Consider the following 18,879-nt stretch of genomic DNA (forward strand, 5'->3'; position numbering starts at 1 on the left):
CATGTAGATTGTTCAGTTCAATAAAAATGGGGCTGCCAAGGCAGCTCCATTAATGTCTCAACACGATGAGGTCATGTATTAAATCAACCGCCGAATGACCTTTGAGAGGGTGTGGATACCATAAGCTAATTGTTCCTCTGAGGAGTAAGAATATGAAAGCCGTAGATGTGTATTGTTATTTGGTTCATATATGTACCCCGGATTAAGGAGTATGTTCTCCTTTATCGCTTGCTTGAAAAGGTTTTGATTCACAATTGGTTTACATAACTTTAACCATATATAAAATCCGCCTTGAGGTATTTGCCATTCTGCCAGTCCCTTAAAATATCGATTGAGAAGAGATAATGTAATATCTCTACGTATTATCAACTGATGCCTTAGCCACTCTAAATGCTTTGTATATTGATCACTTTCTAACCATTCTGCGACAAGGTGTTGAGAAAGTGCACTGGAACCGTAATCCATTTGCATTTTAATATCTGCTAAACGTTCAATCACAGTTATTGGACCAGCAATCCATCCGATGCGCAAACCGGGGCTTAATGTTTTGGACATACTGCCAATGTGCAATACAAGGCCATCTGTATCAAGGGATTTTATAGGCAGCGGCGGTTCCTTTTCAAACCACAAGTCACTATATACGTCATCTTCAATAATTGGAATCTGTTCTTTTTTGCATATGGATAAGAGGTTTAGTCTTTCTTCTTTAGTCCAGGTAGTATTGGTTGGATTGTTAAACGTTGGAACAGTATAAAACAGTGACGCTTTCTTCCTTCCATTGATGCGCTTTATTTGGGTCGGAATACTTTCCCGTCCTTGTTTTGATAAACCTACTAAGTGCATCCCCGCAGATTGAAAAGGATGAACAGAATTTAAATAGGAAGGGGATTCATGTAAAACCATTGATCCCTTTTGAAGTAAACCAACTGAGATCAACTGGAGTGCTTGAAGCCCGCCAGAAACGATCATGAGGGAGCCGGGGCTAGCGTTGATTCCTTTTGTTTCTAAATAAACACTTATACTTTGGCGAAGCCTCTTATCACCCTTGGGTTCAGAATAACCTAATGAGTAGGCATCAAAAGAAGTGGATTGCAAAGACTTTTCGATTTTTTTTGTAGGCAATAGAGATGGAGAGAGTTCGCCCGTGCCTAATCTGATGATGGCAGGGTTCGTTTCATGCTGATTAATGTCCTGAATCGTTTTTAAATTAGGTTCATGAAGGCCATTCCGGACATAGTTTTTCCAGTCGGGCTGTTTGCTGGAGACGAGCACATTCCATGTGTTATTCGAAACGAATGTGCCAGATCCAACCCTAGTTCTAATAGTCCGTCAGCAATCAACTCATCCATAGCTGTAATGATGGTACTTCGGTTTACGCCAAAAGAATCGGCCAATGAGCGTTGTGATGGAAGCTTGGTCGCAACCGGCCATTCCCCTTGTGTAATTTGTTGTTTCATCCAATCTACTATTTGTTGGTGTAGTGAGATGTTCGACGGCCGGTTTGGCCTCCATTCGATAAACATACGAAAACCACCCCTTTCATGTTCTATATTCATTATAAATTGGTTGGGTTGAATACCAACCAAATGGAGGGTCAATTCCTTTGTCTTTTTCATTATACTGAATGTGAATGGAGGGAAGTATTCGTATGGGACCATTTTTTCATGGATTATTATTGGCATTGGGACTGATACTTCCATTAGGAGTGCAAAATGTATTTATTTTTAATCAAGGTGCAATCCAACCGACCTTAAAAAAGGCATTGCCTGCAACAATCACAGCTGCCATTTGTGATACAGTGCTCATTCTGTTAGCTATTTTGGGTGTTTCGTTGATTGTCATGCAATATGATTGGTTGCGTCTTACATTAATCATAATCGGAGTTATTTTTTTATTGTATATGGGTTTTCAAATTTGGTCTGCCAAAACGAAACCACGGTCAGACGCTCAAACTATGCAAATGTCCACAAAAAAACAAATTGTATTTGCCTTATCAGTATCATTACTGAATCCACATGCAATCTTGGATACGATAGGTGTAATCGGTTCGAGCTCACTTGTTTATTCAGGAACGGATAAAGTGATTTTCACGGGGACATGCATCGTTGTGTCATGGTGCTGGTTCCATGGATTATGTTTTGCGGGAAGATTGCTGAAAAAGGTTGATACATCAGGCAAATTCCTTGGAATATTAAATAAAATCTCTGCAATCATCATCTGGATTACGGCTCTTTATATGGTTAAATCGATTTTTTGAAACAGAAAAAAATGGCATCTGAATTCGAACTTGACTACCCGGGAAAATTACTTATTTGCAGTTAAAACTATGCATGTTCATGTGCTCCAGATTGCAGAGGCACTAGTGGAGAAAAGTATCATTTAATGTCATGTTTGAAGGCTTTCGGATGGATTTGACCTGTTTGCTTTGCTTCTTGTGAGCATAGATCTGAACTTTTACGGGAATTTAAATGTATTTACAGAAAGAAGTTGTGGTACAGAGAGGCGATGGTGGATGCTACTTAAGTATTGGCGGACAGGGAAAGTTATATACCAGTCCAGCCAGCTATGAAAGGTTTTCAAAGTTTGAAAAATATGAAGTAATTGAGGTCATTTTTGCAGCATTAACCGGTGATTTTTGAATAAAAAGGAGAATACATATCGAATATGTATTCTCCTGTATTTTTTTATGCCTTGATAAGCTAACATGCCCTCATTCAACTTTGTATCGTGAGAGCGGATTTTTGAGTGTGAGAACATTATTGAAGTGCAACCAAGTCCTTGATTTCCTCTGTGGAAAGTTCGGTGATCCAGTTGTCACTGCTGATGATCTCGTCGTTCAGGGCTTGCTTTTTGTCAAGCATCTGGTCAATTTTTTCTTCCAGTGTCCCTGTGCATATTAGCTTATGAACATGAACGAAACGCTGTTGTCCAATTCGATATGCACGGTCGGTTGCTTGATTTTCAACAGCTGGGTTCCACCAGCGATCATAGTGAATCACGTGGTTTGCTTCTGTTAGATTCAGCCCCGTGCCGCCTGCTTTCAACGACAGGATAAAGACAGGGAACTCCCCATCCTGGAATCGAGTGATCATATCATCACGCTGCTTCTTGTTCGCACTCCCGTTCAGAAATGGCACTTCAAAGCCATACCGTTTTTCCAACAATTCCTTCATCATATTGCCCATACCAATATATTGAGTGAAAATGAGACAGCTTTCATCCTGTTCGCGGACAGCATCGACAAGCTCAGTCAGCTTCTCGAGTTTGCCAGAACGGTTAGGTGCCTTCATGATGTTTTCCTTTTCCATCTCTTTTAAGTAAAGAGCCGGGTGATTGCAAAGTTGCTTTAGCTTATTCAGCATCTGCAGGATGATGCCTTTTCTTTCGAAGGCCGACAGTTGTTCGATATCAGTGAATGTATCTTTGATCAGTTGTTCATACAACGATGCTTGCTCGGTGGTAAGCGGTACGAATTCCTTTTGTTCTTGCTTATCCGGCAGATTAAGGGCGACTTCTTTATCGCGTTTTGTACGGCGGAGCAAAAATGGCTGTATTAAACGCTGTAATTCTTTGATTTTATCCTTCTGTTCATCACGTTCAATGGTTGCCACATATTTTTCCTGAAACTGTCCTAGCGTTCCAAGATACCCTTTATTTATGAAATCGAAAATCGCCCATAGCTCACTTAAACGGTTTTCCATTGGCGTACCCGATAAGGCAATATGATGCCTGCCATTTAGCTTGCGGACCGCTTTAGATTGCTTTGTTTGGGCATTCTTGATGTTTTGTGCTTCATCAAGGATCACGCTGCTCCAATGGATGGAGGATAGTTCAGCTGTATCTTGGTGGGTTAGGCCATATGATGTTAAGACAATATCATGATCCCCTGCTATTTTAGCAAATGCTTCACCTTTAGCCCGATTAGACCCGTAGTGAAGGTGAACTTTTAGTGTTGGTGCGAATTTCTCCAATTCCTTTTGCCAGTTGCCTAGGACAGATGTTGGGCATACGATGAGCGACGATTGTACAGAGACCGATTCGCATGTAGCGGTATTGTCCTCAGCCTCTTCGCGGCTCTCGGAGTTACTTTCCTCATCGACAATGATCGGTTCACTCTTTTGTTCGTCCCTAAGGGCAGTAGGCAGCTCTTTACTGGCTCCTTCTTTTTCTTTTACATGAAGTAGGTAGGCTATCATCTGGACTGTTTTTCCAAGCCCCATATCGTCAGCTAGACAAGCACCAAAGCCATGCTCCCTTAAAAAAAGGAGCCAGCTCATGCCCAGTTTTTGATAGGGGCGTAAATCGCCTTGAAGTGCATTAGGGACGGGCAGAATGGATATGTTTTTGGTTTCCCTGAGTCTTCCAACCATTTTACGGAGCTCCTGGTTCAATTCAAATTGAATTCGGAGCATTTCATCGTTTTCAGAATCGCTATCGCCATCTTCATTTACGCCGTTCAACAGTTCCTGCTGCAGCAAGTCAGTAAGTTGGATTCCTTTTTCATTAGCTGTTTCCATCAGTTCCTGAATTTGTTTAATGAAAGCGGGGTCAAGCTTGACCCATTGGCCGCGGATGAAAACAAGCCGCCTTTTTTCATCGACGAGCTCCTCGAACTCCGCCTCAGTGAGCTCTTTGCCATTTAATGAGAACCGCCAATCAAAGTCCATTAAAGCTTTCAATCCGACATAAGAAGGGCCGCGGTTCGATTGGCTCTTCACTTTCGCCTTAACCTTCAAAGAGGACTCCTTCAAGGCAAGCCACCAGGATGGAAGGAGAATTTCGACGCCAAGAAACAGGAGTTTTTCGCTTGCGTCGGTCAAGAACTCCCATGCATCCTTTTCCGAAATCTCCCTTTTTAGACGTCCATTCTCTCCAAGCCATGGCACGACGAGTTGCCAGCGTTTCGTAGCACGCACCACTTCACTTGCATACTTATTCCAGCCGCGCGGCAGTTTTTTTCCCGTATAGGTTTCGATAATGTTCTCATCCCTTTTGGAACGAAGGGTAACATCAAGTACCCAGGGCCCATTACCATCCGGAGGCTCAGTTAAACGGAGGCCTATAGTGAATGGTTTGGGGTCGGGCTGGGTCCCAAGCCATTCCTGCCAGCTGTCTTTGTCAAAGAAGGCCTGCAATTCTTCGGGGGAAAGTCTTGAATCCTTTAATGCCCCGACGGCTTCACTCCATTTATGCTGCATAGGTGAGTAGTTCTTTAAATACATATTAGCGGCACCGTTATACCATTTCTCGATAAAAGTACGATTGGTTTCCACTTCTGGTGAAGGGAGATCTAAAGATACTTCTTCTTCCCAAAAGGAAGGGACGAATTCCTCTTCTACTTCTTCCGGCAGTTTCCAGCCGATGGAGTCCAACTGAAGATTAGTGAAATCCGGTACAGGGATCCCCGCTTCAATGGATTCATGAAGAACAGGCGCAGCAGACAGGCAAAGGGAGGATATCTCCGACCATTCCCATTCTATGAAGGAGTTGAAACTTTCCTTCGCAAAAAAGTTGAGAAGTCCCCAAGCATCAAGAATGAATACAGGATTTCCATCAATGATATCCGAAGACATTTTAGTTCCATAAAAACTTGCGTCATCCCAATTGAATAGCAACCTGCGTATATAATTCGTGTTGAGGAAGGCATTCTCTTCATTGACGGCACCAAGGGCGTAGGATCCGTTTTCGAGAGCCGCTATTTTGATTTTTAATTTCCCTGGATTAAACATCGATAAGCTTACCCCTTTTTAGTTCTTCTTGGAAAGCGCGAAGCCGTTTGGTTGAATCGGCCACATACAGTATATAACGTTCGAATACGTCTTCCTTTTTGGTCTTTTTATAGATGGTGCGCATCCTTTTTAAATAACGGACAGCTTGCTTATAGGCTGGCCGGTTTTTTAAGGAAACTTTTTCCTGGACCGCATGGTAATAGAGGGGCAGGATTAGTTCCGGTTCTTTAGAGACCACTTCTTTGATGGATTCACTGCTGATTAAGTCAATGCTGATTTCTGAGTAAATATGCATCTCCACCCATTTTTTATATTGTCCTTGTTCAAAAAGGAAATTTGCATAGTTCCAATAGCTGTGCGGAAGGGTGGCCCTGTAGAATTTCTCAAGCAAATCGGTCCGTTTTAATTTATAACAGCAACTGCTGATTAAAGTCGTAAAGGTCCTTACGAAATCTACCCGCTGATAATAATCGGATAAATCGGCAAGGAACTCCTGGACATTAGCGATGATGAATTCAATGAAAGGAATGGCCCGTGACCGGTTGTCTGATTCAGACAAGAGATTCAGCCAATAAAAAATGTATGGACAGGCTTCCTTCTTCAATTCATGGAGAAGTTCAATTGCGTGTTTATCCTGATTCTCCAGAAGGGAAAGGTGAATGGCTGCGAGGGAATAGGACGTCCTCTCAGTCGTGCCCAAATACTTCTCAGGAAGTTCTTTCTTGATTCGTTCCAGTTCCTCTTTACGCCATGAGGAACTGGAGAATAAGAAGCTCCAAATCTCCCGGTAGAGATCGATCTTTTCATATTCTAGACCTTCTACTCCATCCAGTAATTTAGATACATCTTCCTTGATGCTGAAAACGAAGGGATCAAAGGCGAAGGGCCTAGCTTGCCGGCTAAGCGGCTGCACCGTTTCATGCAGCTCTTCCGCTAGGTCAACGGCAAGTGCATAAAAGACCCGGATCGTTTGCGACTGACTTTTATGTAACTGAATCATTCTCAGTGTCAGCTGCATCGTACAAAATTGCGTAACAAAATGATAAAGCAGTTTCCATTCCCTTTCCATTGGAGCTTTAGAGCTAAGGCGTTTAAAGTATGTTTGGATATGGTTTTCAATCATATAAGTAGGCTCGCCTATATGGGGCTCGACATGTTCCGCAAAGGTTGCATTCACGAATTGTTTCCATGAAGGATAGTTTTTTTCTAAGATGATGGATTTCTCCCCCGCCTGTTTAAGTAATTCACTCGCCCGTTTTACTTGCTGCAGTGCTTGGGCGGTTGTGGTATTTTTTGGTGCTTTCCATTCGCTCAGCCATTCGGAAACACTAGAGTTTTCTGAATACGCAGAAAAGAAAACGGCCATTTGATGCCGGCAAATGAACCTTGAATCACATGTACAGCTTCCATCCTGAGGGAAGAGAAGATTCAACCTTGACTTAAAGCGAGTCTCATCCTGTACCTCGGCCGCAATCGTATCCGCCGCTTCTTCTTTAATATCAACAAGCCCCTGACGGTATAACTGGAGCCCTTGATTCACCACGTCCGAATCTTCCGGATTCCCGGCATCCAAAAATTCCGCCAGCATTTCCCCAACTAACAACAACTCCCGCTCCATACTCTCCTCCTTCAGGGTCAAGCCCTGTTAACCAAAATTATATTTTGTATGATCATGAACTATCAGTACTTAAATAACCGCATTATTACCTCGGTTAACCGAGGATTTGACATGTATATATTAGATCCAAGCAATTGTCACAGTGACTTTTTTTAGCCATCATATGCACCATGCTGGACTTATTTTGTGGCCGTTCTCTTTACGTCTTCATCCATTTAATCGAACAAACCCTCAATGCCACAAGCCGTATATTCATTTAAACCCTGTAAAAGTCAATATCGTCAAAAATCCCCCTGAATATAAGCAGTTCGGATATATAGCCTTCCAAACAGGCCTTCAAGATAACGATGCCACGAATCCTTCATCCTCTTCACACTCACGAAACCAAGTGATGAGGGGCCGGAACCCTTTTTTTAAAATGGGTTTTTGAAGCATCTCTTTATTATACTTCATTTTGGCTTGGAATTTGAAATGTAGAATAGAGGTTTTGGAATTGATGTGTGAGAGATTCAATTATTCCTTGTGAATGGGAATAGCCATTCCCGTGGGGAATGGCTTTAATATATGGAATTAGTTTATTTTCATTTCATTCTTCCAACTGTCCAACTTTTTGTTGATGAATGTAGCAAAGGCATGGTTTTTTTGTAATGTGAAGAGAAATGCTGACTTTTCCAAGTACTCTTTTGCCTCATTAAAGTTACCTACGAGTTCAAAATTATAACCTAAATGATAATGTAAATCCGCTAAAGCATATAATTGATCATGTTGGAGGCACCACTTTATGGCATCTTGGCAGCAGGTAATGGACTCCTCATAACGGACCAGGCGCGTTAACACTCTGCAAAAATTATAGGACAAACGTGTCTTTAGCGTTTTATCCGTCAAAAAGGGCAGGGCTTTCAAGTGATCTAAAGCTTTCCTTAACAAGGCAAATGCATTTTCGTATTGTTCTTCGGCAACATACATTACACCCACACTACTCAAAATTTCAAGTTCCCGTTCCGAATAAATTTTATCAGTCGTATGAGTGATGGCGATGGCCTGATTAATAAATTCAATAGCTTTATCTAAATCTTTATTTTTTTCGTATTCGTATATCCCCTTGTGCCAAAGAATCAATTGGTGATTCTTTTTATTCTGAAGAAAGAGAGGGCTGTTTTCCTCAGCCTTTACAATTTGCTGCATTTCCTCATAATTTCGGGTTCTTCTGGCTATTTTTAATTGATAAATCACTTCCTCTACGTAATCCAGCCTAGGGGTCATTCCAATATCGAAAAAATAGTTTACATCAACGCCTAAACGTTGAGAAATTAAGTAGAGAGTGGATGCATATGGATAGACATCGCCTTTTTCAATCTTACTGATCTGTGCTTGTGTACAAATACCGGATGCCAACTCTTCTTGGGAAAGTCCGATTTGTTTACGTAGCTCTTTAATCTTTTGTCCAACTGCAAAAAAATCCATTTTGATTCTCCTTAAAATATGCCTAGAGTTATATTTTGTTATGAAAAATCGGTGAAAGCTGTATGTGCATGTCCTTAACTGTTTAAATAGATTCTTTAGTCCAAATATATGGTTTAAAGAAGTGTGGTTAAATATAACTATAGAATTTATTTCTATTTTAACCAATATTTTTTTTAAGAAAAGGAGGAATGACCTATGAAAAAAAGTACTAAAGCATTAGTCGTATCTTTTCTTATCATCGCTGCTTTCGTTATTGCCCCAACCGAATTACCAGGCCTTTACGAACTTCCAGGTTTATATAAACCAGCATAAAGCTTCCACTCATTCAACATCTTCATTTGAAGATGTTTTTTTTATTCTTTTCAATGGATTATTCTTTTGTGCATATTCCTGTAGTTATAATTATCTTTGCATTGGGAGTGTAAGGTCCATTTGGTAGGTGTGGAAGAAACGTGAGTGTAGTTTGGAACGCCTATTTCCTTTTATTAATTTTGTTATAGTGTAAATAACAAAACGGAGAGAGGTGTAAGGTTAATGATTGATATTAATATGAAAGTTCAACCCTCTTTTTACGATGAAGAATGTGCCATTGTGTTTTCTTTTTATTTTGATGAGGCAACCAGGAAAATTGGTGAAGCCGTGGTGTACACTTGCAAAAAGTCAGATGAAAAAGAATACAGCCATGATCATATAGATACAGATATACAAGAAAAAATCGCCTATATTAAAGAATTTTCCATTGTAGATGAATATCAGGCAACCTCCATGAAGAAAATTCAACATTTTTTGAATGTAATCGGTATCAAAAAATGTGTGAGTCATAACCTTCAGGGAAATGAAATCGCATTTTAAACGATAAAAACTCATGACATCCAATATGTCATGAGTTTTTACCATTTAAATGAGAGTTTTGAGCATTCATTTTCATTTTTTTGATGAAATCGCTCATTTGTTTTCTTTCGCTTGGTTTAGTGTTATTTGTTCTTTCGAAAAATTTAAAGTGTTGCTTATTGCTATCGGTTTTCATGATGTCTCCCCTTTGCTTTTTTCATTTACCCTTTTTCCATTATTTAAAACGTGATTTTCATGATAAAGGGATGGATTAAACGGTAAGGAGATCTTGTGTTTATTCCTATAGTTATATTTTCATGTGTTAACTACTGCATATACGGGTTAATTAATGAATAATAAGTCGTAAAGCCCAAATATGGAAGGATTTCGTGTTTTATCATACTGAAAATAAATGTTAAAATGGTCCGAATATCGGATTTTTCATTAGAAACATCAGTTTCTAGTACCCTAAAGTGAAGAGAGTTGGAGAACTCTTTTCGATGGCCCCCGAGCACTTGCTTGGGGGATTTTTTTCCGCTTTATTTCTATAATATGTTTTGTTTTGTTTATATAAACATGGGTAAATATAAGAAACAAGATGAATTAAACCTGGATTTTAATCGGAGGAATATATTTTATGGATGTGAAAGTAAATAAGAATGATCCCACGAAGCGAACTTTCCAGCAATACATCTTTCCGTTTACCCTTGAAGGAAAGATGATTGAAAAGTTTGTTGGAAAGTTGTTTGAGGACAATTTCGTTTTTTTGAACTTGAAAGATATGGAACAACAAAATCAATTTTACGGTGGCCATAAAGTTTCACACCGTAAATTGGAAAAGTATTTTATGCCTTACATCGAACCGATATTATTTCCAGGTAACGCAAAACAGAAGGAAGGCTTGCGACGTTTTACGAAAAAACTGGATATTGAATGTACCTTCGAATCTCCCTATCTAAATACCCCATTTATTATTAACTCTATTGATATTTTTATATGCCCATTTCATATTGGCATGATGAATCTTCGTGTTACGTTACCTGAAGGACTTTCCTATAATGATGTGCTCTATTTTGGAGATACATTCCGAATTCTCGAACCGATTGCTGATGACGAAGAGAAAACGAAAGTCGGCTGTCGGGAAAATCAGTATGAACAGGTGGAGGATTTCATCTTTAATGAACTATTGCCGCCAATGGAAGAATATATGGATGAGGAACATGCTGACCCGACCTATTTTGGCAGTTTGCCCTTCTTCATTGATGAAAGAATGTACGTCATCAGTTATACCGCATTCCCTGGGAATCGTGATATTTCTAAAAATGACTTATTCCGGATCAGCGAGCTGAACGGGTATGACAATGATGGAGAGCCATATGTAGGGGCACTAAACCCTGATTATATTGAAAAGTATTATCAGGAAAGGGTATATGACAGGTGGGGCAAGGAAACCTATTATGTAACAAGCATGAATCATTTTGCGTGTGTCACGAAAGCTACAGGTAAACTGGAACAGGAACTGGCAAGCGAAATGTATGGCCAGCACTTTTATACAGTGTTGCTTTTCTTCTATTATAAGATCGTATTGCTCAAATTGGCTCATGAAAATTCCAAGATAGACGTGGAAAAAGATCAATCGGACACGGAAATGCTAATTTTCATGATCACTGAGTTTTCTTCAAAATATTTATTTACTGAAGTCAATAGTACGGCTATCGGAAAAGAGTTATTCAAAAAAACGGATGAAACCTTCAGGATAGCTCCACTCTATAAAGAAGTGAAGGAGACCCTTTCCTACCTTTATCAAAACCAGGATAAACTGGCTGGGAAAAGCAGAAATTATCTTTTGCAAATACTAACGATTTATACGGTTATCTCCGGGATATTCGGAATGAATCTATATATTGAAGATTGGAAAGGGAAATTTCCTTGGAAAGCATATATGGATTACACCTTATACGAATGGGTAGCTGTCATTGTTACGACAAGCGGTCTCATCATTTCGAGCGTCATGGGTTTTTTCTTCTTGAAAAAATGGTTGCAAGAGAAGAAAAGCCGAAAAAAAAGAATGCTTTAGTAAAGAGTCCTGCACACTTGTACAGGACTTTTGCTTTAGAAAAAACATAGTAAATTAGCAAAATGAAGAAATTGGTCATACAAATTCCCCCATTCCCCTAATATTTTGATAAACTATAGGTATATCATTCTAACTATTCATTAGGAGGAAATCATGAAGAAACTAGTTTTAGTTTCCAGCTTATTGTTGATGAGCGTATTGTTCCTGGCCGGATGCTCGGATGAGCCAAGTCCAGAAGATCGCTTTGCGGCATACACGAAGCTTTGGAATAAACAGGATTTTAAGAAAATGTACGAGTATCTGTCACCTGAGACAAAGAAAGAAATCAGTGCGGATGAATTTGCGAAGCGTTATGAAAAAATCTATCAGGGCATAGAAGTCGACCAATTAAAGGTGGATTATAAACAGCCAAAAGAAGAAAAAGATCATAAAGATGGAGAAAAGGTAAACCTTGCTTATACCGTAGAAATGTCCACTATGGCGGGTGCTGTCAGCTCTGACCATAAAGCGACCCTTGTCAAGGAAGGGGAAGGTGAGGAAGAGAATTGGTACATCAAGTGGGATGAAAGTTATATATTCCCTCAGTTGGAAGCCGGTGAAAAGATATCGGTAGTATCGTATCCAGCCATTCGCGGGGAAATTGTCGATCGACATGAACACGGTCTTGCCATGAATGGAACGGTATCGGAAATAGGAATTGTGCCAGAGAAAATGGCCAACGAATCCGAAACGGTTAAAAAGGTCGCTGGAATCCTCAATATGTCCACCGACGAAGTGAATCAGAAATTAAAACAATCATGGGTAAAGCCCAGCTATTTCGTCCCTATCAAGAAAATGTCAAGTGATAATGCTGCAACTTTGGAAAAGCTATTGAGCATTGCTGGGGTATCGGTCAATAATACGGAAGAACGCATATATCCATATAAAGAGGCTACTGCCCATCTAATTGGATATGTCGGCGAGGCATCGGCCGAAGACCTGAAGAAATTGAAAGGAAAAGGCTATACCGCAAGTGACGTTATTGGCAAGCGCGGCCTTGAGGAAGTTTTAGAAGGACGCCTTAAAGGAAAACCGGGCGGTAAGATCTTTATTAAAACAGAAGATGGCGAAGAGAAGGTGATTGCTGAAAAGCCCGCTGAAGAGGGAGAAACAATTACATTGACCATCGACGCCGAGCTTCAAAAGGATATCTTTAAGGAATATAAGAACGAAGCTGGATCAGCATCGGCACTTGATCCGAAGACCGGCGAAACGCTTGCACTAGTTTCAAGTCCGTCATTCGATCCTAATAAATATATATTCGGGATAACAAAAGCGGAACAAAAAGCGCTTGAAGAAGATCCAAAAAAACCGCTTCTAAACCGCTTCAGTTCGACGTTTGCACCTGGTTCAACCATTAAGGCCATTACTGCGGCAATCGCTTTGAAAAATGGTGTGGATCCGAATGAGGCGATTAATATCCAAGGGAGAACGTGGGCCAAATCGACATGGAAAGACCATTCCATTACAAGGGTTTCTGACCCCGGTGTTCCAATCGATATGGAAAAGGCATTAATTTATTCAGACAATATTTACTTTGCTCAAAAAGCATTGGGGCTTGGAAAGGAAAAATTCACAAGTGGACTCAAGGCTTTCGGATTTGATGAAGCTTTGAACTACGATTATCCGATCAAAGCATCGAGCATTGGTAAGGTCGACAGTGAAGGACGCTTGGCAGACGCTGGATATGGTCAAGCGCAAGTCCAAATGAGCACGCTTCATCTCGCTATGACCTATTCAGCTTTCTTGAATGAAGGAAACATCCTGGCACCTTCGTTAATAGCTGGAGATAAAACAGAAAAGAAAATATGGAAAGAAAACGTCATATCAGCTGACCAAGCAAATCAGATTACCAAGATGCTGACACAAGTGGTGGAACATCCTAAGGGAAGCGCACGTGGAATAAATGATCTTGGCATCAAAATCGCAGCCAAAACGGGAACTGCTGAAATCAAGGCATCCAAAAATTCTGACGGAACGGAAAATGGCTGGTTTGTTGCCATGGACACAGAAGATCCAGAGCTTCTCATGGCCTGGATGGTTGAAGATGTAAAAGGACGTGGCGGCAGCCATTTAGTCATCGATCATATGAAACCGGTTTTTAAGAAGTATTTGAAGTAAAGAAATATTTTGCATCGAGCATTTACCAAAAAAAAGTTGGACATGGTTTCTTCCATGTCCAGCTTTTTTACTTGGAGGGAAAAGTCCATCACCCCTTTATTTGTATTCGAGTGGATTTTATGATTATATGTATTGCATATGTAATCTTTTAATTAATATTCTATTTTTGTACGTACAAGCCTGCTATGTCGCTAAAATAAATCCTCTCTTAGCACCTAATTAGTAAATGGGATTTGTATCTAACTTAATATTAATCAATCATAAAGGATGGTTATCTAATTCTGAGAAAGGGCTTCTTCGTTCTTTCTTTATAGAGGTTAATTCTTTTGTTTAATATTACTTTTACAATTAGAATCAATGAATTACAGCATTTGAAGTAATTAAATTAGGAAGGTAAGAGGAAAAAAGAAGTGACTTTGCCTTCTTCTATGCAGTTGAATCCTTTTATATCTATTTCACAAGCAATCAATTATTTTAGCCGCCCCTCTCTAAGCATTTAATAAGGTGAATTCCATTTCCATCCAGTTTATTTGGGGCGTCAAAAGACCTGAAATATTGTATAATAAATCTACCTATTAATTAAAATTAGGAAATTGAATACCTAAGGAGTTTGGAAAAAATTGAAAAAGGTATCAGTAATTATTGCAGCATATAATACAGAAGAATTTTTAGATGAGTGTTTAACTTCAGTGGTGAATCAAACATATAGTAACTTGGAAGTTTTAATTATTAATGATGGATCATTGGATCAGTCTGGTGCTATCATTAATGAATTTGCTAAGAGGGATAAACGGATTATCTGCTTCCATAATGATGAGAGGAAAGGAGTGGGCGCAGCTCGTAATCTAGGTTTAGATAATGCTACGGGTGAGTTCGTCTACTTTATTGATAGTGATGATTTTATTGCTCTCGATACAATTGGAAGGTTGGTCGAGAATATTGGGGAACACGATATGCTAACCGGAAAGCGGGTCCGGTTAACTAATAAAGAGGATAGTAAAATCGGGAATATGGTTGAAGAAGAAGCTGATGATGGAATGATAATAGAAGAGATTGAAGAGAAAGTGCAAGAAGGACGTGTACGTTTAAGAAGAGGGATTCAACGCTCGTTTCGCGGTATGTCTATCCTGCACACTCTTGTTTCGCGTGATTATATAAAGGTGAATAATTTGCGGTTTTCAGAAGAAGTGGATTGTTATTCAGATTTATCCTTTATCGTTCCTATCATAAGTGAAATGAGGACATTCCCATTTTTAACACGTTGCTATTATTTCAAGCGCAGGCGCAATGACCCCATCTCTAATCCTGCATTAATGCAATCGGATCGGGAGAAAAAGGTTTTGGATTTTTTATCAATCTATAATCAGATGAAAGATCAATATGGTATGAACCAACGAGCTGGTTCATATTTAGACTGGTTATTTTTGAATATATATCGAAAACAGATTATCATGCTGTTTTCCAATCAAGGATGTATCGATGAATTTTTTAATAAAGTAGCCGTTTCTGTTGATAAAATTGATGTATCAAAAAGGAAAAAGCTTAATGTTGTAGTGAAAAGAGAGCTAAAGCTGTTACGTAAAAGGAAACTGGAATCTTATAAAAGGCTGATTGGACTCCATCATTTTGCCCGTAATACGAAGAGGGCATTGAAGAGTAGGCAGAAAATGTACATTTATTTATATCGCTCTGTGTTCATGCGTATGCCTCTAAAAGAAAAAACAATCGTATTCGAAAGTTTCTTAGGGAAAAACTATTCGGATAGTCCGAAGTACATTTATGAATATATGCTCGAGCATAATTACGATTTTAAATATATATGGGTTTTTAATAAGACAGGGAAAGAGATTCCAGGTAATGCAAAACAAGTGAAACGGTTTAGCTTAGCTTACTATTATTATTTCGCTACATCTAAATTTTCGGTAAGTAATTCACGCCTTCCACTAAAATTGAATAAGCGTGAAGGGAATATCGATTTGCAGACTTGGCATGGAACACCGTTGAAGAAGCTTGTTTTTGATATGAATGATATTTATTCGGCAAATCCGAATTATAAAAAGCATTTCTTTAATCAGTCAAGACGTTGGGACTATCTTATTTCACCGAATCAATATTCTTCGGATATATTTAGAAGTGCCTTTAAGTACGAAAAGGAAATGCTCGAATTCGGTTATCCAAGAAATGATATTTTATATAAAAAGGATAATGAGGAGTCTATCCAGAATTTAAAAGAGAGTCTCCAAATTCCTCTTGATAAAAAAGTGATTTTATACGCCCCGACGTGGCGGGATGATGAATTTTATGAACCTGGAAAGTATAAGTTTGCTATTCAAATGGATTTGCATAAAATGAGAGAGCAATTAGGGGATGAATATGTCGTTTTATTACGAATGCATTACTTTATTGCCGATGAGATTGACACAGATGGTTTAGAAGGATTTGTATATAATTATTCAAAATACGATGATATTGCTGAACTTTATTTGATTTCTGATATATTGATCACTGATTATTCTTCTGTATTTTTTGATTATGCAAATTTGAAACGACCAATCTTGTTTTTCACCTATGATCTTGAGAAATATAGAGATACATTAAGAGGATTTTATATAGATATTGAATCAGAAGTGCCTGGTCCATTAGTGAAAACAACGGATGAAATCATTGATGCCGTTACAAATATTGAACAAGTTAAGACTCAATATCAAGAGACGTATGATCGCTTTTACGATAAATTCTGCGGTTGGGATAATGGCAATGCGGCAGAGAATGTCGTAAAAACCGTATTTGGCGAGGATGTAAAATAGTATGTTGTGAATGTATGTTCCTCTTCTGTTGCCAATGCAAGTATCGATATTAATGTATACTTTGGTAGTTTTCTGAATGATGTAAGGAATGAGGATGAAAAAGAATGAGAAGTTTAAAGTATTTGTTTTTGGCTTTCTTTATCATTTTTTCTACATTTTCTTCTCACGGAGCAAAGGCAGCAAAAGAGAATACAGTGATGGAAGTGAAACTGAAGAATTACTTAGGAAATCAAACCAATGTCAAATTAACGGCAACCGGGGACTACCGTACTTCAGAGGGAGAGACATTTATCAAGGAGGGGGAAGAACTGACTTTGAAAATAGAGTCAGGAAAACTTGGCGTTTACAAAGGTTCCAAGAATACGGGATCCGATGCTTCCTTAAAGATCATTCCTGTTAAACCAGATGCTTTATTGTCCATAAACGGCCGGCCGTATCCAGGATCATTTTTATTTACAGTGGAGGGCGGTTACATTCGTCCTATCAATCATGTTGACATTGAAGATTATCTAAAGGGCGTTGTCCCACGGGAGATGCCCGCACTATGGCATGCCGAAGCCTTAAAAGCACAGGCAATTGCAGCCCGGACATATGCACTTCGCCATCAATCTACATTAATTGATGATACGGTTTCCTACCAAGTATATGGCGGGGCGGACGGTCACTACCAATCTAATTCAGCCATTGAACAGACAACGGGTATGGTAATTAAACATGACGGTGAAATAATCGAAGCATTTTTTTCTTCAAGCAATGGAGGCATGACCGAATCGAATTCGAATGTTTGGTCAAGTGGGAACCCACTTGCATATTTAACTATAAAAGAAGACTCATATGATACAAAAACAAATTGGGCGATAACGCTGGACAAGCAGCAAATTGACCTGTCAAAGAAAGACTTATCGAAGCCGGATGAATGGTGGACAAGTGTACAGGAAAAAGATAAAGCGGTTGTACCTAAGCTGAAGGTTTGGCTGAGAAATAATGGATATGCCAATCAGGATATTAAAATAACAGAAATACCCGTTTTAACCTTAACTGGTAAAAAAACGGGAGGCCGGGTTACGAAAGGCTCCATCCAAATCAATTTCTATGTAAGGAATCTCGTTGATGTAAGGGGGAAACTTTTGGAGCAGAAGGTTAGCCTTACGAATGTAGCGGCATCCAAAATCAGGGGCATGGTGGGTCAGGATGTGATGAAAAGCTATCTGGTTGACCATTCATCTTCCGATCCTTCCAGAATTGCTATTGAAGGGTCAGGATACGGACATGGCGTCGGGCTAAGTCAGATTGGAGCGAAAAACAGAGCGGAAGCTGGTCAAACGTATCAAGAGATTTTAGGGTTTTATTATCCTAATACTAATATAGAAAAGGAATATGGACATGCAGTGTCTGAACCTAAAAGGGATCTTGTCGTAAAGGCGGAATCGTATTCAATAAACCTGAAAGCGAAGAAGGATCATATAAATGATGAGGTTGGAATCACATACTCCCTTAAAGAAGAATCTGCAGTTTCACTAACGATTAAAGATAGTAAGGGGAAAACCTTAGCTACCCCAGTCCGTGATCAAACATTGAAAAAGGGGAGTCATTCAGCAATTTGGAACACGAAAGCTGTAAATAGCGGTACATATACAGCAGAAATGTCAGCAATGGACCGAAGCGGTAATGAAGGTTCAGCCACAATGAAGATTAAGATAAATAAGGATGCGTCGGCACCGGATATCACAGATGTCGATACATCGGGTAATTACAGTACCGAGAAAGCGAACATAACGTATACAATAAATGAAAACGCCAATGTAACAGTGGATATCAAGAACAGTAAAGGAATAGTGGTGGGCACCCTTGCTGCAAGGCAGGTCACTAAAGGCAGGCAAACGGCAACTTGGGATTTCAGAAATATGTCCACCGGGATGTTTACCGTGACTATCTCCGCTAAGGATGAGAGAGATAATCAGAATACCGTTTCAACGAATATCCCCATTAGGAAGACGATGGGAACAGTGACAGCAAGTGTACTACATATTAAAGAAAAAAGAAGTACATCTTCTAAAACGGTCGGGAAACTGAACAGGGATCAAACCATTACGATACTATCTCAACAAGGTGAGTGGTATAAAGTGAAAAAAGGAAGCCAAATTGGGTATGTTTTAATTAAACATATTAAAAAATGAGTAAGACGTCATTCCT

Annotated in this window: 13 protein-coding genes; 7 read left to right on the forward strand and 6 right to left on the reverse strand. The window is 39.4% G+C overall.

Annotated elements, in window-relative coordinates:
• Nucleotides 1-78: 78 nt before the first annotated feature.
• Together ACQKKK_RS06630 and ACQKKK_RS06635 are read right to left on the reverse strand one after the other, a co-directional pair.
• Complete coding sequence (locus ACQKKK_RS06630; RefSeq protein ID WP_427615006.1) at nt 79-1,122, reverse strand: PLP-dependent aminotransferase family protein; 1,044 nt, start codon at nt 1,120-1,122, stop codon at nt 79-81.
• 80 nt (nt 1,123-1,202) lie between these two features.
• A complete protein-coding gene (locus tag ACQKKK_RS06635) occupies nt 1,203-1,523 on the reverse strand; it encodes a GntR family transcriptional regulator (protein ID WP_427615007.1) in 321 nt (106 codons plus the stop codon).
• 125 nt (nt 1,524-1,648) lie between these two features.
• On the opposite strand from ACQKKK_RS06635, the gene ACQKKK_RS06640 reads away from it, so the two are divergent.
• Nucleotides 1,649-2,257, forward strand: coding sequence for a LysE/ArgO family amino acid transporter (locus tag ACQKKK_RS06640; protein WP_427615008.1), 609 nt, complete (start codon nt 1,649-1,651; stop codon nt 2,255-2,257).
• A gap of 211 nt (nt 2,258-2,468) precedes the next feature.
• Nucleotides 2,469-2,639, forward strand: coding sequence for a hypothetical protein (locus ACQKKK_RS06645; RefSeq protein ID WP_427615009.1), 171 nt, complete (start codon nt 2,469-2,471; stop codon nt 2,637-2,639).
• Nucleotides 2,640-2,756: 117 nt separating this feature from the next.
• Here ACQKKK_RS06645 and ACQKKK_RS06650 read toward each other — a convergent pair whose 3' ends face one another.
• The 3 genes from ACQKKK_RS06650 to ACQKKK_RS06660 all read right to left on the reverse strand — a co-directional run bounded on the left by ACQKKK_RS06650 (nt 2,757) and on the right by ACQKKK_RS06660 (nt 8,811).
• Nucleotides 2,757-5,729 (reverse strand): DEAD/DEAH box helicase, encoded by a 2,973-nt coding sequence (locus ACQKKK_RS06650; protein ID WP_427615010.1) that lies wholly within the window; start codon nt 5,727-5,729, stop codon nt 2,757-2,759.
• On the reverse strand, nt 5,722-7,347 hold the full coding sequence (locus tag ACQKKK_RS06655; RefSeq protein WP_427615011.1) for a hypothetical protein: 1,626 nt from the start codon (nt 7,345-7,347) through the stop codon (nt 5,722-5,724). The genes ACQKKK_RS06650 and ACQKKK_RS06655 overlap by 8 nt, the downstream gene beginning before the upstream one ends.
• A 570-nt stretch (nt 7,348-7,917) precedes the next feature.
• Nucleotides 7,918-8,811, reverse strand: coding sequence for a helix-turn-helix domain-containing protein (locus tag ACQKKK_RS06660; protein ID WP_427615012.1), 894 nt, complete (start codon nt 8,809-8,811; stop codon nt 7,918-7,920).
• A 534-nt stretch (nt 8,812-9,345) separates the two neighbouring features.
• Here ACQKKK_RS06660 and ACQKKK_RS06665 point away from each other — a divergent pair.
• Nucleotides 9,346-9,663 (forward strand): hypothetical protein, encoded by a 318-nt coding sequence (locus ACQKKK_RS06665; RefSeq protein ID WP_427615013.1) that lies wholly within the window; start codon nt 9,346-9,348, stop codon nt 9,661-9,663.
• Nucleotides 9,664-9,691: 28 nt separating this feature from the next.
• Here ACQKKK_RS06665 and ACQKKK_RS06670 read toward each other — a convergent pair whose 3' ends face one another.
• Nucleotides 9,692-9,838 (reverse strand): hypothetical protein, encoded by a 147-nt coding sequence (locus tag ACQKKK_RS06670; RefSeq protein ID WP_427615014.1) that lies wholly within the window; start codon nt 9,836-9,838, stop codon nt 9,692-9,694.
• A gap of 441 nt (nt 9,839-10,279) precedes the next feature.
• On the opposite strand from ACQKKK_RS06670, the gene ACQKKK_RS06675 reads away from it, so the two are divergent.
• The 4 genes from ACQKKK_RS06675 (at nt 10,280) to ACQKKK_RS06690 (ending at nt 18,863) form a co-directional block, all read left to right on the forward strand.
• A complete protein-coding gene (locus ACQKKK_RS06675; RefSeq protein ID WP_427615016.1) occupies nt 10,280-11,719 on the forward strand; it encodes a hypothetical protein in 1,440 nt (479 codons plus the stop codon).
• Between the two features lie 153 nt (nt 11,720-11,872).
• Nucleotides 11,873-13,879 (forward strand): penicillin-binding transpeptidase domain-containing protein, encoded by a 2,007-nt coding sequence (locus ACQKKK_RS06680; RefSeq protein WP_427615017.1) that lies wholly within the window; start codon nt 11,873-11,875, stop codon nt 13,877-13,879.
• Nucleotides 13,880-14,499: 620 nt separating this feature from the next.
• Nucleotides 14,500-16,686 carry a bifunctional glycosyltransferase/CDP-glycerol:glycerophosphate glycerophosphotransferase gene (locus ACQKKK_RS06685; protein ID WP_427615019.1) on the forward strand — a complete coding sequence of 729 codons (2,187 nt, stop codon included), beginning with the start codon at nt 14,500-14,502 and terminating at the stop codon, nt 16,684-16,686.
• Nucleotides 16,687-16,790: 104 nt separating this feature from the next.
• Nucleotides 16,791-18,863 carry a SpoIID/LytB domain-containing protein gene (locus tag ACQKKK_RS06690; RefSeq protein ID WP_427615020.1) on the forward strand — a complete coding sequence of 691 codons (2,073 nt, stop codon included), beginning with the start codon at nt 16,791-16,793 and terminating at the stop codon, nt 18,861-18,863.
• Nucleotides 18,864-18,879 lie beyond the last annotated feature (16 nt).

It is taken from the genome of Peribacillus sp. NPDC006672 (genome assembly GCF_050274955.1).
Lineage (GTDB): Bacteria > Bacillota > Bacilli > Bacillales > DSM-1321 > Peribacillus.